The sequence below is a fragment of the Bradyrhizobium sp. ORS 86 genome (assembly GCF_045571475.1).
In the GTDB taxonomy this organism is placed as follows: Bacteria; Pseudomonadota; Alphaproteobacteria; order Rhizobiales; family Xanthobacteraceae; genus Bradyrhizobium.
In genome coordinates this window covers 7,474,029-7,488,846 of record NZ_CP120699.1, presented here as the reverse complement: position 1 = coordinate 7,488,846, position 14,818 = coordinate 7,474,029, and the positions used below count along the sequence as shown (strand labels likewise).

Genomic DNA, 14,818 nt, shown 5'->3' with positions numbered 1-14,818 from the left:
ATGCCGCCGCGCTCGCCAACGACCTCGCGGCTACGCCCGCCAATACCACCGCGCGGCAAGCCGAGCCGGAGCCGTTGCAGCAGCAGGTCGCATGACGGTTGTGCTTTTCGGGAGCATGTTGTCAGATGGCTGGCAACTGCTCCTCAAGAAAGCACGACCATGCTGGACACACTGAAGCCGGCTCGAGAGGAAACGCCCGACATCGTCGCGGCCGACTGGATCGCCGCCCTCAACGCCGCGCTTGCCGCAGGCTCTGCTGACGATCTCGCCGTGCTGTTCGCGCCCGACGGCCATTGGCGCAACATCTTCGGGATCTCTTGGCTGTTTGCGACCTTTAGCGGCCGGCACAGTGTCGCCCCTGAGCTCTCCCAGCGCGCCGCCAAAGCCCACGCCGCGGGATTTCGCATCGACGACCGTGCGTTGATACCGCGGCACGCTGTCGTGGCCGGACGTGAGGTTATCGAGGCCGTCTTCACCTTCGACACCTCGCATGGCCCCGGCACCGGCGCTGTTCGTCTGCTGCCCGGTGCCAACGGACATTCCGTGGCGTGGACGTTCTCGACCATGCTCGACTTCGATTCGATCTGCGACGCTCGTGGCGCAAGAGCAGCCGACAGCATCCACGCCCGCGACTTCGCGGCGCCCGATTGGCTCGAGCAGCGGCACGCCTCGCGCGCTTACGCCGATCGCGAGCCCGACGTACTGATCGTCGGCGGTGGCCATGCCGGCATCGCGGCCGCCACCGAGTGCAAGCGGATCGGGCTCGACGTGCTGATCGTCGATCGCGCGCGGCGCATCGGCGACAATTGGCGGCTGCGCTATCGCGGGCTGAAGCTGCACAACAAGACGCCGGTCAACCACTTCCGCTATCTGCCGTTCCCGCAGACCTTTCCGGACTACATCCCGAAGGACAAGATCGCGAACTGGCTGGAAAGCTATGTCGACATCATGGAGCTCGATTTCTGGACCGAGACCAAGTTCGAAGGTGCTGCCTATGACGAGACCGCGCAGCGCTGGACCGTGACGCTGCAGCGAACGGACGGCGCGCGCACACTGCATCCGAAGCACATCGTGCTCGCCACCAGCGTCAGCGGCACACCGAACATCCCTGAGATTTCCGACATCGAGCAGTTCAAGGGCCGGGTGCTGCATTCCAGTAGATTTGCCGCCGGCCGCGAATGGTCGGATCGGTCGGTCGTCGTGTTCGGCACCGGCACCAGCGCGCATGACATCTGTCAGGAGCTGCATGCCGCGGGCGCCGATGTCACCATGGTGCAGCGCAGCCCGACCATGGTCGTCAATGTCGAGCCTGCGCAGCTCTACGACAGGACCTATCTCGGCGACGGCCCGCCGATCGAGGTGCGCGACATCCTCAATTCCGGCGTGCCGTTGCCGGTGATGAAGATCGCGCACAAGCTCATCACCGACGAGGTGAAGCGGCTCGACGCGCCGTTGCTGTCGCGGCTGGAGCGCGCCGGCTTCCGGCTCGAATTCGGTGAGGACGGCACCGGCTGGCCGCTGAAATTCCGCTCGCGCGGCGGCGGTTATTATTTCAACGTCGGCTGCTCCGAACTGATCGCCGATGGCAAGGTCCGCCTGATCCAGGCCGCCGACATCACAGGCTTCACGGCCGATGGTCTCGCGCTGAAGGACGGCTCTCAATTGAACGCCGAACTGTTCGTGCTGGCGACCGGCTACAAGGGCCTCGATCACCTGCTCGCGAAGCTGTTCGGCGACGACGTCGCAAGGCGCGTCGGCCGCGTCTGGGGCTTCGACGACACCACGCAAGAGCTCCGCAACATGTGGACGCGCACGGGTCAGCCCGGCCTCTGGTTCACCGGCGGCGCGTTCTCGCAAGCCCGCATCTATAGCCGCTTCATCGCGCTGCAAATCGCCGCGATCGAGGCCGGCACCCTTTCCAAGCACCTGACCTGAAGGACATCAATGCCACTGCCCCTCGATCCCGTCATTGAGAAGATCATTCCGCTGCTGCCGCTGCGCGACCCCGCCACCATGACGCCGCAGAGCGCGCGCGATTCGCTGCGAGCGCTGGCGGCGCAGCGCGCGGCGGTGCCGCCGCCGCCGGTCGATGTGGCGCGCGACATCGAGGTCGAGGGCGCCGCGGGCAAGCTCGCTGCGCGGCTTTATCGCAACGGCAGCGGACGCGCGCCGACCGTGATCTTCTTTCATGGTGGCGGCTGGGTCGCCGGCGATCTCGAGACCCATGACCGCCAGGCGCGCAACCTGGTGATCGAGACCGGTGCCGTGGTGATCTCGGTCGATTACCGCCGCCCGCCGGAGACGCGCTTTCCCGGCGCGTTCGAGGATGCGTTTGCCGCTATCCGCGACGTGATCGCGCGGCTCGATGAATTCGGCGGCGATCCGCAGCGCGTCGGCGTCGCCGGCGATTCCGCCGGCGGCAATCTCGCCGCGACCACTGCGCTCGCCTGCCGCGATGCCGGCATCAAGCTCGCCGGGCAATTGCTGGTCTATCCCGTCACCGATCTCGTCGGCAATTTCGCCGATGCCGCGGAGAATGCCAGGTTTCCGTCGCGCGCCGAGAATGCGGAAGGATACTTCCTGTCGCGCGCGGTGATGGAGTGGTTCTGCGGACATTATCTCGCAGACAAGGCCGACGGCGCCGACTGGCGGGTCTCGCCGCTGCGCGCGACCAGCCTCAAGGGCGTCGCGCCGGCCGTGGTCACGACAGCCTGGTTCGACCCGCTGCGCGATGAGGGCCACGCCTACGCCAAGGCGCTTAAGGCCGCGGGCGTGCCGGTCGCGTATCACTCCGGCGAAGGCCTGATCCACGGCTATTTCGGCCTCGGCGACACCTCGGATGTCGCCCGCGCCGAAGCGCGCCGCGCGCGGGCCGATTTCAAGCTGCTGCTGGAGCGGGGAGTTTCTTAGCTTCCTCGCGTCCCGGCCGTTGTTGTCGGGGAAGTCTAACCTCCTCGTCGTCCCGGCCAAGCGAAGCGCGAGCCGGGACCCATAACCACCGCAGCGTGTTGTTGCAACGGGCTGTGGCCCCGGCGTCGTACCACACCGACATTCTGTGGTTATGGGTCCCTGCTTTCGCAGGGACGACAATCCTGGCGTGGATGGTTTTGCGTTCCGCAAATTTCCCTTCGCCCCCTCAATCATTCCCGATGGTGTCGCCGAACAGCTCCCAGGTCTCGCCGTTGAACTTCTGCAGCCGCATCGCCTGAATCGGGAAGTAGTCGGTCGGCGAGGTCTTGATCTTGATGCCGGGCAGCAGCATCGGCAGCGTGGTGTCGAGGTTGGCGGCCTGCTTCATGATGTTCTCGTGGGTCAGGTCGTCGCCGCACTGCTTCAGCACCTGCACGGTCGCCTCCGCCACCACATAGCCGTAGACGATGAGCTGGTCCTGCAGATTGCCGTCCGGGAAGTATGTCTTCATGAAGTCCTGCCAGGCGATCACGTCCGGGTCCGCCTTCCACTGCGGATCGTTGGGATCCTTCAGCGAGTAGGACGAGATGATGCCCTTGGAGTATTCGAAGCCGGCCGGCTTCAGCACCGAGGACACTGAGGTCGAGGTCGCCGCGAGGAAGAACATGTCGGGCTTCCAGCCGATCTCGCCGATCTTCTTGATCGCCTGCGCCGCCTGCTTGGGGATCGCGTGCATGAACAGCACGTTGGCGCCTGACGATTTCAGCTTCACGATCTGGCTGTCGACCGTCGGGTCGGTCGATTCATAGGTCGCTTCCGCCACCACCATCTTCGCGGTGTTCTCCGGCCCCAGCCCCTTCTTGAAGCCGTTGCCGTAGTCCTTGCCGGCGTCGTCGTTCTGGTAGAACAGCGCGATCTTGGCGTCCGGCTTGTTGGCCAGCACATATTTCGCATAGACCGCGGTCTCGGCCTGGTACGACGGCTGGAAGCCGATCGTCCACGGATAATGCGCGTAGTCGCCCCACAGCGTGGCGCCGGCGCCGACGAAGAGCTGCGGCACCTTCTTGTCGTTGAGATATTTGCGCACCGCAAGGCCGGTCGGCGTACCCAGCGGATTGAGGATCGCGGCGACCTCCTCCTGCTCCACCAGCTTACGGGTCTGCTCCACCGTCTTCGGCGGCGAGTAGCCGTCGTCGAGCGTGATCAGGCTGATCTTGCGTCCGTTCACGCCGCCCTGGTCGTTGATCATCCTGAAATAGGCGGCCTGCGTCTTCGCGATCACGCTGTAGGCCGATGCCGCGCCCGAGAATGGCGAGGTCTGGCCGAGCTTGATCTCGGTGTCGCTGGCGCCGGTGCCGTATTTCTTCTCGGCAGCCTGCGCCTGTGCCGCGAGCGCAATCGCCGCCGCGACCGTGATGGCCTTCCACATCATTCGAGAGCCTCCCTTTTGCGTTTATTGTTGTTCGCAAGGGAGAGCTTACGCAGGCCGCGCGGATCAGGCTTGTGGCGAGAAGCTGGGGCAGGGATGCGAAAATGCGGCTGCAATGCAGCCAGTTACCGTTGCCTCCGCGAAGCGGGATGCCGGCCGCTATTGCCTGCCGTTAAGCGGAATGTCGCTCTACTTACCTCGCCCCGCTTGCGGGGAGAGGTCGGATCGCATGGAGCGTAGCGGACATGCGATCCGGGTGAGGGGGTACAGGTACGTCCGCAAGCTCACTTGTGGAGAGATGCCCCTCACCCTGACCCTCTCCCCGTGAAGCACGGGGAGAGGGAAACCCTCTCGCCCTACCGCACGCTCCCCGTCGTCTCCGGATCGGTCGGCAGCACGATGGCGCCGGCGCGGCTGGCCGCGGCGGTGGTGATCATGCCGGGGTCGCCCACGCGCACATTGCGGGGCGGGTTGAATTCGAGGATGAACAGCGCGGCCGTTGCCAGCACCGCCACGGCGGCGGACGCGAGCGCAGGCACCAGTCTTCCGCGCGTGTCGGATGCGCGAACTTGCATTTACCAATTCCTTTGCGTGGGTCGTTCTTAAGCTACGATCTAGGTGGGGCCCGGCTTCTTCCCAAGGGTGCGGCGCACGCGCCTCACGATGAGTTGTGCCGACCGTGATCCTCTTCACGGTCCCGCTAGTGTTGCGGAGGGTGCCGCGCCGAATCGCGAGCGTGGTTGAGCGTCTCGTTAGACTACAAATTTATGAAAGAGATCGCGGCGTTTTGCATGCGCCTCATGCGCGCGTGATGCGAGCTTTAACCTTTGAAATCTTCTTTGTTTAAAGGCATTTCTCGTTAACTCTTCTTTCACTGGGCGCCGCTCTCAGCGCTCGCACGGCCATCATGGCGGGACCTGTCAGCAGTAGGGTTCGTCGCAGGCGAACTTCTCCTGCCAGCTTTTCCCGCAAATTAGTCCATCGATGCCTCGGCGAAGGCGGAAGCGAGCCCGCAAAGACAATCCATCTCTGATTTGCCTCCGCGATGGATCGCCTTGCTGCGCGCGCAACGACTCGAAGCAAATTATCCTTCGCCGCTTCCGTCGTCGCGCGCATTCACGGCGGCGCGCCGCGACGCGCGGTGGCTGGATGAGGCCTCCGTACGCGACGCCCGTCGTGTCGAGACTCTCCTCCATTCGACGAATTTGGCGTCGGATTACTCCGCGAGCGGGAGAGGAGAAGCCGAACCAATATTCGCATCTCCGAAAGGCGAATTGTGAATCAGGAAGTCCACACAGTAGTAGCTCGCCTTAACAAGAAAAAGAGACGAGACGATTGTGGTTCTAAAGTTAGTTGTCAGCATTCTGTTGTTCGCGAGCCTGTTTTCAATCTTCGCGCCGCCCCGCTTCCTGGGTTCGAACAGCCGCCAGAAGGCTATCGCCGCGGCGTTTGTTGCCTGCGTCATTCTCGTCTTTCTGCGAGACGAAGCCGAGCCAACGCTGGTCGAATCGAAGCCGATGCAAGCCGCTGTCGTTGGACAAAGCGTTGCGATACCCCGATCTCAGCCGGACCGATCAAGCGAGACGTCGCCCCAGCCGTTGCCGTCACCGATGCAGGAGCGCACCACGGACCTCCATCGAAGTTTCGTCCGCGGAGAGCAGGTCGAGGTCGTCAGGGTCTCGGCCATGGGTCTGTTCCGTGAGTACGATCGCAACGAGGTTGCAACTGACTTGCGCCTCAAGGGGAAGATCGTCGAAATCAACGGGAAGGTCGCGGCCATCAACAAGGACTTCTTCGATAACGTCTACGTCGAACTCCAGACGCCCAATCAGTTCATGTCTGCGAGCGTGCGGCCGATCAGCTCCGAGACCGACAAGATGGCGCGCCTGCATAAGGGACAAGCCGCAACATTCCGATGCGAGACCATGGGACGATTCATGGGGGCGCCGTCAGGCAAGGGCTGCGTGCTGATGGACTGAGGAGGTTCGGAAGTCGCGACGATGGGTATCGTCGATGCGTCCAAAAACTTATCACCACCACTCGAAGGCGAGCGTTGATTGAATCGCCTCTGCTTCAACGATCCCTAAAAGCAAAAATGGCGGAAAACAAAAACGGCCGGGTCATCCGACCCGGCCGTTCAAAACTCTCTTCCCGCGAATTCCGCGTCTAACCGCGCTCAGCTCGCCTTCTTCACCGGCGCGGGCTTGCCGACCTTCTTCTCGATCGCGCGCTTGAGTTCGAGGGCGCGGGGCGAGAGCACGTCGGCCTTGGCCTTCAACAGGTAAGCGTCGAGGCCGCCATTGTGGTCGACGCTCTTGATCGCGCTGGTCGAGACGCGCAGGCGCACGTTGCGGCCGAGCGCCTCCGAGATGAAGGTGATGTTGGCCAGGTTCGGCAGGAAGCGCCGCTTGGTCTTGATGTTCGAGTGGCTCACCTTGTGGCCCACCTGGGGGCCCTTGGCCGTCAGTTCGCAGCGCCGGGACATCTTACAAAATCCTTTTCCATCCCCGCCTCTTGATCGGGCGTGCAATCACACGGCCCGCGCGGGGGTTTTGAATTCGCGTCCATTTTCCAGGAACCGCGGGTGTATAGGGGCAGATCGCGAAAGCGTCAAGATTATATCGCCGCATGGGCGCCCCGGAAATTGCCGGTTCATAAGCCGTTCCAGCCACTTAACGCCTGAGATGGCAACCATATAAAGGGCGTATTCGGCTGCAATTCTGGTTCCATAAAGACGCGCGCGGGTTTGACGAGGCGTGTTCGGGCGCAAGGCGGCGCCCTCTTTTGCGGAAACACGCGTTGTCTGGCCAATTTGTCTGCCTAAATGACACGATCGAGCGCCGATAGCAGGACCGTCAGGTAAGTGACTACCCCGATTGCCATTTTGCCGCCCTCCGGGTGGCTGCTCGGCCTGTTGGCCGGCGCATTCATGCTGTTCGGCTCCGAGGCCGCCAAGGCCCAGGGGCGGCTCGATGCGCAGTATGAAGCAACCCTCGCCGGCATCCCGGTCGGCAAGGGCTCCTGGACCATCGAAATCGGCGACGACGCGTTCTCGGCCTCGGCCCAGGGCGGCACCGCCGGGCTTCTGAAGGCTTTCACGGGCGGCACCGGCACCGGTGCCTCGCAGGGCCGCGTCGTCAACGGCGCGCTGGTGGCGACGTCGTACACCGCGACCACTACCACCTCGAAGAAGTCTGAGACGATCCGGATGGTGCTCGCCAATGGCAACGTCAAGGATGCCACGATCGAGCCGCAGCCGCCTGTCGATGCCGACCGCATCCCGGTCACCGACGCGCACAAGAAGGGCGTGTTCGATCCGATGACCGGCTCGATGCTGCGTGTGCCCGGGAATACCGAGCTGTTGAGCCCGGATAGCTGCCGCACTGCCGCCGGCGTGTTCGACGGCCGCATGCGTTACGATCTCAAGCTGGATTACAAGCGGCTGGAGACGGTAAAGGCCGAGCGCGGCTATCACGGCCCGGCGCTGGTCTGCGCAATCTATTTCGTGCCGATCGCGGGCTACATCCCCGATCGCCCCGTCATCAAATATCTCGCCGCCCAGCGCAACATCGAGATCACGCTGGTGCCGATCGCCGGCACGCGTATCCTGGTGCCGTTCCGCATGACGATCCCGACCCCGCTCGGCCCCGCGATGCTGGAGGCCACCTCGTTCGTCACCGCCGCCGCCCCGCCGCGCGTGGCGAAGACGCAGTAAGGATCGTTTCGCGGCCGAAACTGTCTACCGTCATCCTGAGGAGCGCGCTCTTGCGCGCGTCTCGAAGGACGACGCCACCGGCCGGGCCGTTCATCCTTCGAGACGCGCTGACGCGCTCCTCAGGATGACGGGTCTAGTTTGTAGTCCGATCAGCGAAGCGCGATCAGGGAAGGACCTGCGGAACACGACAACCGGCACCGGAATCCAGTTGACTCTTGACCGATTCTGATTCGACTCGGCGTTGTCTGCAATTTAAGGAACCGAGCACCTGAAACGCCGGCTTGTGGACCCCATATAAACTTGATCTAGTGCCGCGGCTTGAGAGTTGCCCGAGATGTTGCGGTGAACGTTTCAGGCCTGGAAGGGAGTCAGCGATTCGGGCGCGATTCGTTCTCAACTCGTTCCGGAGCTTAAATCTGGCGCGAGAAGCGTCGCATTGTGAGACGGATTTTGCGAAAGGACGCGTGATTCATGCTGCATTGCTGGATCGCGCTGGAGCGACGATATTGAAGGAGCGCGCTGCATGTTCTCCGTCGCCCCGCTCTTGCGGGGGCGCGACGAGCAAAGCTCACGCTGCGAGGGTCGGGGTGAGGGGCCCTCGCCACGAGCGCGGCGCGCGGATAGTCCCCCTCACCCGGCGCGTTGCGCCGACCTCTCCCCGCAAGAGCGGGGCGAGGTGACTTTCTAGGCGCGCATCGCGCGACACGCGGCAAGAAGAAACACCTGCACAATATGGCTTTCTCAACTTCGTTCGGAAATGACCGCGTGCCCGGCGCAGGCGTCACCGCCGTTCTCGGGCCGACCAACACCGGCAAGACGCATCTGGCGATCGAGCGGATGCTGGCGCATTCGTCGGGCGTGATCGGCCTGCCGCTGCGGCTGCTGGCGCGCGAGGTCTACAACAAGATCGCCGATCGCGCCGGCGAGGAGAGCGTCGCGCTGATCACCGGCGAGGAGAAGATCAAGCCGAAGTCGCCGCGCTTCTGGGTCTCGACCGTAGAGGCGATGCCGCGCGATCTCGACGTCTCGTTCCTGGCCGTCGACGAGATCCAGATCGCCGCCGATCTCGAGCGCGGCCATGTCTTCACCGATCGCATCCTCAACCGCCGCGGCCGCGACGAGACGCTGCTGCTGGGCGCTGCGACGATGCGGCCGATCATCGAGCGGCTGCTGCCGGGCGCCTCGATCGTGACGCGGCCGAGATTGTCGCAGCTCGAATTCGCCGGCGACCGCAAGATCACGCGGCAGCCGCGACGAACCGCAATCGTCGCGTTCTCCGCGGATGAGGTCTATGCGATCGCCGAATTGATCCGCCGCCAGCATGGCGGTGCGGCGGTCGTGCTCGGCTCGCTCTCCCCGCGCACGCGCAATGCGCAGGTCGCGATGTTCCAGAACGGCGACGTCGATTATCTCGTCGCCACCGATGCGATCGGCATGGGGCTCAATCTCGACGTCGATCACGTTGCCTTCGCCTCCGACCGCAAGTATGACGGCTACCAGTTCCGCCGGCTGACACCCGCCGAATTCGCGCAGATCGCAGGGAGAGCCGGCCGCGCGACGCGCAACGGCACCTTCGGCACCACGGGGCGCTGCGCGCCGTTCGAGCCGGAACTGGTGAACGCGCTGCAGAACCACACCTTCGATGCCGTGAAGATGCTGCAATGGCGCAACGCCAGGCTTGATTTCGCCTCGCTCGGCGCGCTGCAGGTGTCGCTGGCGCTGCCGCCCGGGCACGAGACGCTGACGCGGGCACCGGTTGCGGAGGACCAGCGCGTGCTCGATCACGCCGCGCGCGATGCAGAGGTGCGCGATATGGCGCATGGCGCGGCCGCCGTGGAGCGGCTGTGGGACGCCTGCCAGGTCCCGGACTATCGGAAACTGTCGCCGGCCGCCCATGCCGAACTCGTGACCACGCTGTACGGCTTCCTGATGCAAAAGGGGCGTATCCCTGACGCATGGTTCGCCGCCCAGGTCGACCAGGCCGACCGCACCGACGGCGATATCGACACGTTGTCGGGCCGAATCGCGCAGATTCGCACCTGGACCTTCGTCGCCAACCGGCCGGACTGGCTGTATGACCCGGAGCATTGGCAGGGGATCACGCGCGAACTCGAAAATAAATTATCCGATGCGCTGCATGAACGGCTCACAGAGCGTTTCGTTGACAGGCGGACCAGTGTATTGATGCGCCGCCTGCGGGAGAACTCAGTTTTGAATACGGAAATTGGCAAAACCGGCGAAGTGATCGTGGAAGGTCATGTGATCGGCCGGCTCGATGGATTCACCTTTGCGCCCGACGCCGCCGAAGCCGGCTCCGACGCCAAGGCCCTGCAGGCTGCCGCGCAGCAGGTGCTGGCGCGCGAGATCGACGTGCGTGCCGAGAAATTGGGCGCCGCGCCCGACGAGCAGTTCGTGCTGACCTCCGACGGCACCATCCGCTGGACCGGCGATGCGGTGGCTAAATTGGTCGCGGCCGACGACGCGCTGCATCCGCGCCTGCGCATCATTTCCGACGAGCGACTGACCGGCGCCTCGCGCGAAGCCGTGCAGAACCGGCTCGACCTCTGGCTCAAGACCCATATCGAGAAGCTGCTCGGCCCGCTGTTCGAGCTCGCCAAGGCGGAGGATCTGCAGGGCATCGCCCGCGGCATCGCCTTCCAGCTCGTCGAAGCGCTCGGCGTGCTCGAGCGTGCCAAGATCTCCTCGGAGATGAAGGATCTCGACCAGCCGTCGCGCGCCACCTTGCGCAAATACGGCGTGCGGTTCGGCGCCTATCACATCTACTTCCCGCAGCTTTTAAAGCCCGCGGCGCGCTCGCTCGCCTCGCTGCTGTGGGCCGAGAAGCAGAACAATGTCGATATGGGCGCGCTGTCGAACGTGCAGCATCTGGCCTCCAGCGGCCGCACCTCGTTCCCGGTCGACAAGGCGTTGCCACGCGATGCTTATCGCGTGCTCGGCTATCGCCAGTGCGGCGAGCGCGCGGTGCGCGTCGACATCCTGGAGCGGTTGGCCGATCTGATCCGCCCGGCGCTGGCCTGGCGTGAGACCTCGCCGGGCGAGAAGCCGGCCGGCGCATTCGACGGCCGCGGCTTTGTCGTGACCCAGGCGATGACCTCGCTGACGGGATCGGCAGGCGAGGATTTCGCCTCGATCCTGCGCGCGCTCGGCTATCGGATGGACCGCCGTCCGCCGCTGCCGCCGAAGCCCGCCGAACCGGCGCCGGCCGAAAGCACCGAGGCCGCTGCCGCCGAGACGCCAGCGGAGGCAACCACTGACATCGCCGCCGAGACGCCGGTCGAGGCGAGCGCGGACGCTGCCGTTGAGACGCCGGTGGAGGCAAGCGCCGAGGCGCCGGCTGCGGATGCCGCCAGCGATCAGCCGGTGTCCGGCGATCCCGCCCCGTCCGCCGCGCTGCTGCCCGAAGTCGGCTTCGCTCCCCCGGCCGATGAGGCCGCTCCGGCCGCTGCCGAGGCGTCATCCGACGTCGTCGCCGACGCCGCACCAGAGCCTGTGGCGCTGGCCGACACGCCCGCCGCCGAAACGGTGGCCGCTCCTGTCGTGGCTGCCGAAGCACCCGCCGAGGCCACGGCTGGCGAAGCTGTGCCGGCCGAGGCTGCCGCAGTCGAGGCTGCCGCCGCGCCCGAGACGCCGGCCGAACCGCAGCTCGTGGAAGTCTGGCGTCCTGGCGGCCGCTCCGACGAGCAGCGCCGTCCGCATCATCGCGGGCACGACCGCAGCCGTGGCCGTCACCAGGGCAAGTCCGCCGAGGGCGGTGCACAGGCCATCGAAGGCGGCGAGGGCGACAAGCGTGAGCAGCATCGCCGGCCGCGCCGCCACCAGGATTTCCGCACGCCACGTCCCGGCGCGCCCGCCGATGCGTCAGCGGCGCCTGCCGAGGGAGCGCCGCGCGAGGGCCGTGACCAGCGCCGCGAGCGCTTCGAGGGCAAGGGCCGCGATCGCGACAACGAGCGCCGCCGCGACAACAAGTTCGGTGGCGACCGCAAGGGCGAGCGCGGCGATCGGGATCGCGGCGGCCGCGATTTCGGCCGTGACAAGGGTGGTCGCGACAAGCGCGACGGCGGGCCGTCGCATCGGCCCTATGCGTCGAGCGCGCCGCGCGAGCGGGACCGGCCGATCGATCCGAACTCGCCATTCGCAAAGCTCGCCGCGCTGAAGGAACAGCTCGCGAGCAACCGCAAGGACTAGCAAAGCGTTTTCAAGCGAAGCGGAGACCGGTTCGCGTGAAGAAAGCGCGTCAAACTTAAGAATCCACTTGGACCGACAGCGCCTCGACAAATGGCTGTGGCACGCGCGGGTGGTGAAGGCCCGGACCAGCGCGGCCGCGCTGGTCGAATCCGGTCACGTTCGCATCAACGGCGTGCGCGAGAGATCGCCGGGGCATGCAGTCAAGCTCGGCGACGTCGTCACCGTGGCGCTCGACAACAGCGTCCGGGTGCTGAAGGTCGCGGGCTTTGCCGAGCGGCGCGGCGATGCCACCTCGGCGCGCGTGCTGTACGACGATTTGCAAGCCGGCAAGGAGTAATTATTTAGGGGCTGCAATTCGGATTAGCGCCGGAACGCCTGCACTTTGGGAGCCCGCTTCCCTTGCGGCTGCGGTATTCCTGCGCTAGGCAACCCCTGAAAAAGTTGACCGTTTTCGGAGTTTTGGATGACCTACGTCGTCACTGAAGCCTGCATCAAATGCAAATATACCGACTGCGTTGAGGTCTGCCCCGTCGACTGCTTCTACGAGGGCGAGAACATGCTGGTCATCCATCCTGACGAATGCATCGATTGCGGCGTGTGCGAGCCGGAATGCCCGGCGGACGCCATCAAGCCGGATACCGAGCCAGGCCTGGAAAAGTGGCTCGAGGTCAACCGCGACTACGCCAAGAGCTGGCCGAACATCACCCAGAAGAAGGACTCGCCCGAAGACGCCAAGGAATGGGAAGGCAAAGAGGGCAAGTTCGAGAAATATTTTTCTCCGAACCCCGGAACCGGTGACTGATTCGCTGGAACTACCCCGGTAGGCGCGGGCTTAAGCTCCGTGCCGGCCCGATGACGGCCTGCTGATTTAACCCTAATGACGGACATATGACCGCATGGTCCTGACTTATGTCCGGAATCGGGCGTAAATCATTGATTTTTGCGGAAAATGTGCTATATCGAGCACATTACAAGCCAAGAACCCGCTGCCATGCGTATCCTGTGGCTTCGAGGTTCCCGCAAACTCGAACAGGGGCGTGGCAGTTTCCGCGCGCAGGCTGTGTCACAGAAAACGCGTAAAAAGAGTGCTTCAAAGACGACCAAGAAAGCCGCTGTTGTTGCTCGCAGCGCACTCAAGGGCCGTGCCAAGGCGCCTGTGAAGGATGCCAGGAAGGCTTCGGCCGCAAAGTCCTCAAAGAACAAAAGAAGCGTGATGCCAGAAAAGACTGCCAAGACTGCCGCGAAAGCGGCAGCTTCGAAGACCTCTGCTGCCAAGGTCGCCCCCAAGTCCGTCGCCGCGCCCAAGCCTGCCGCAAAGGCTGCCGCTCCCGCCGCTGCTCCGAAGGTTGCCGCCAAGCCGGCCGCCGCGCCGCGCGTGGAGGAGAAGAAGGTCGTGACCCAGCGTCAGGGCTTCAAGGCCAATGAATTCGTCGTCTATCCGGCTCACGGCGTCGGCCAGATCCTGGCCATCGAGGAGCAGGAGATCGCGGGCGCCAAGCTCGAGCTGTTCGTGATCAATTTCATGAAGGACAAGATGACGCTGCGCGTTCCGACCGCGAAGGTCGCCAATGTCGGCATGCGCAAGCTGTCGGAGCCGGCGCTGGTCAAGAAGGCGCTGGAGACGCTGAAGGGCCGCGCCCGCGTCAAGCGCACCATGTGGTCGCGCCGCGCCCAGGAATACGAAGCGAAGATCAATTCGGGTGACATCGTCGCGATCGCCGAGGTGGTCCGCGATCTCTATCGCTCGGAATCGCAGCCCGAGCAGTCCTACTCGGAACGCCAACTCTATGAAGCGGCGCTCGACCGCCTGTCGCGCGAAATCGCCGTGGTGCAGCACTCGACCGAGACCGAAGCGGTCAAGGAGATCGAGAGCCAGCTCGCCAAGAGCCCGCGCCGCGGTGCCAAGGCCGAAGCCGCAGAAGGCGACGCCGAGGGCGATGCCGACGGAGACGATCTCGATTCCGACGGAGACGATGCCACGGTGGCCGACGAGGCCGCCTGAGCCGCTTGCCACAGAATTCAGACGGAAGGCCCGGTCGAAAGACCGGGCCTTTTGCTTTTCCAGCGAGACTCGCTCAGTACGACCGCTGCTTGATGCCCCAGCGGCCGTTCTCCGACGTCACGATCCAGAGGTTGCGATGATGGCTCGCCACCGATCCGTCGGCGCGATCGCGGGTGTATTGCACCAGCAGATGAACCTTGCGCGGACTGACCAGCACAGGATCCTTGCGCTGATAGGTGCTCTTTGCCCATCCCGTGGTGCGCGCCAAGTCGTCGAAGAACGACGTTGGCAGGTTGCCCGGCGCGTCCCAGACCACGAGCTGCTCGCCCGAGAGGATGATGTGCGGGAAATGCAGCAGTGCGTCCATGCCGGCGAGATCTCGGGCATTGAAACGGTCGGTGAAATCGTCGATGCAGCGGATCGCCGCCGCGATGACGGTCGCGTCGTCGGCGTCATCCTGGCTCGGCTGGAAGAGATTGTCGGCACTGCTCATGCCGCTGCTATACACCGTTCGGGAAATGAGCGGCAACGGAGCCCGCATCCCTTTATTCGTAGC

At 64.5% G+C, this 14,818-nt stretch carries 12 protein-coding genes; 8 read left to right on the top strand and 4 right to left on the bottom strand.

Features of this window, described 5'->3' with window-relative positions; translation table 11 throughout:
- Window positions 1-159 precede the first annotated feature (159 nt).
- Both P6U25_RS34620 and P6U25_RS34615 read left to right on the top strand, forming a co-directional pair.
- A complete protein-coding gene (locus P6U25_RS34620) occupies window positions 160-1,935 on the top strand; it encodes a flavin-containing monooxygenase (protein ID WP_407149212.1) in 1,776 nt (591 codons plus the stop codon).
- Window positions 1,936-1,944: 9 nt separating this feature from the next.
- Complete coding sequence (locus tag P6U25_RS34615) at window positions 1,945-2,910, top strand: alpha/beta hydrolase (protein ID WP_407149211.1); 966 nt, start codon at window positions 1,945-1,947, stop codon at window positions 2,908-2,910.
- Window positions 2,911-3,136: 226 nt separating this feature from the next.
- Here P6U25_RS34615 and P6U25_RS34610 read toward each other — a convergent pair whose 3' ends face one another.
- Together P6U25_RS34610 and P6U25_RS34605 are read right to left on the bottom strand one after the other, a co-directional pair.
- Window positions 3,137-4,342, bottom strand: coding sequence for an ABC transporter substrate-binding protein (locus tag P6U25_RS34610; RefSeq protein WP_407149210.1), 1,206 nt, complete (start codon window positions 4,340-4,342; stop codon window positions 3,137-3,139).
- A gap of 353 nt (window positions 4,343-4,695) precedes the next feature.
- A complete protein-coding gene (locus P6U25_RS34605; RefSeq protein ID WP_407149209.1) occupies window positions 4,696-4,914 on the bottom strand; it encodes a hypothetical protein in 219 nt (72 codons plus the stop codon).
- A 792-nt stretch (window positions 4,915-5,706) separates the two neighbouring features.
- Here P6U25_RS34605 and P6U25_RS34600 point away from each other — a divergent pair.
- Window positions 5,707-6,318, top strand: a complete 612-nt coding sequence (locus tag P6U25_RS34600; RefSeq protein WP_407149208.1) for an OB-fold protein — start codon at window positions 5,707-5,709, stop codon at window positions 6,316-6,318.
- Window positions 6,319-6,515: 197 nt separating this feature from the next.
- Here P6U25_RS34600 and rpmB read toward each other — a convergent pair whose 3' ends face one another.
- Entirely contained in the window at window positions 6,516-6,824 is a 309-nt protein-coding gene (gene rpmB / locus P6U25_RS34595) for a 50S ribosomal protein L28 (RefSeq protein ID WP_407149207.1), read from the bottom strand.
- 444 nt (window positions 6,825-7,268) lie between these two features.
- Between rpmB and P6U25_RS34590 the strand changes: the two genes are divergently transcribed.
- From P6U25_RS34590 to P6U25_RS34570, 5 genes are all read left to right on the top strand, one after another.
- Entirely contained in the window at window positions 7,269-8,054 is a 786-nt protein-coding gene (locus P6U25_RS34590; RefSeq protein WP_407152698.1) for a DUF3108 domain-containing protein, read from the top strand.
- Window positions 8,055-8,786: 732 nt separating this feature from the next.
- On the top strand, window positions 8,787-12,260 hold the full coding sequence (locus P6U25_RS34585) for a helicase-related protein (RefSeq protein ID WP_407149206.1): 3,474 nt from the start codon (window positions 8,787-8,789) through the stop codon (window positions 12,258-12,260).
- 67 nt (window positions 12,261-12,327) lie between these two features.
- Window positions 12,328-12,597, top strand: a complete 270-nt coding sequence (locus tag P6U25_RS34580; RefSeq protein WP_407149205.1) for an RNA-binding S4 domain-containing protein — start codon at window positions 12,328-12,330, stop codon at window positions 12,595-12,597.
- A gap of 126 nt (window positions 12,598-12,723) precedes the next feature.
- The gene (fdxA, locus tag P6U25_RS34575) at window positions 12,724-13,062 is read left to right on the top strand and encodes a ferredoxin FdxA (protein WP_066499798.1); all 339 of its coding nucleotides are present in this window, start codon (window positions 12,724-12,726) and stop codon (window positions 13,060-13,062) included.
- A gap of 189 nt (window positions 13,063-13,251) precedes the next feature.
- Window positions 13,252-14,262: a CarD family transcriptional regulator gene (locus P6U25_RS34570; protein ID WP_407149204.1), complete on the top strand. Its 1,011-nt coding sequence runs from the start codon at window positions 13,252-13,254 to the stop codon at window positions 14,260-14,262.
- Between the two features lie 73 nt (window positions 14,263-14,335).
- Here the strand turns inward: P6U25_RS34570 and P6U25_RS34565 are convergent, their stop codons facing one another.
- Window positions 14,336-14,755: a hypothetical protein gene (locus P6U25_RS34565; RefSeq protein ID WP_407149203.1), complete on the bottom strand. Its 420-nt coding sequence runs from the start codon at window positions 14,753-14,755 to the stop codon at window positions 14,336-14,338.
- Between the last annotated feature and the right edge of the window lie 63 nt (window positions 14,756-14,818).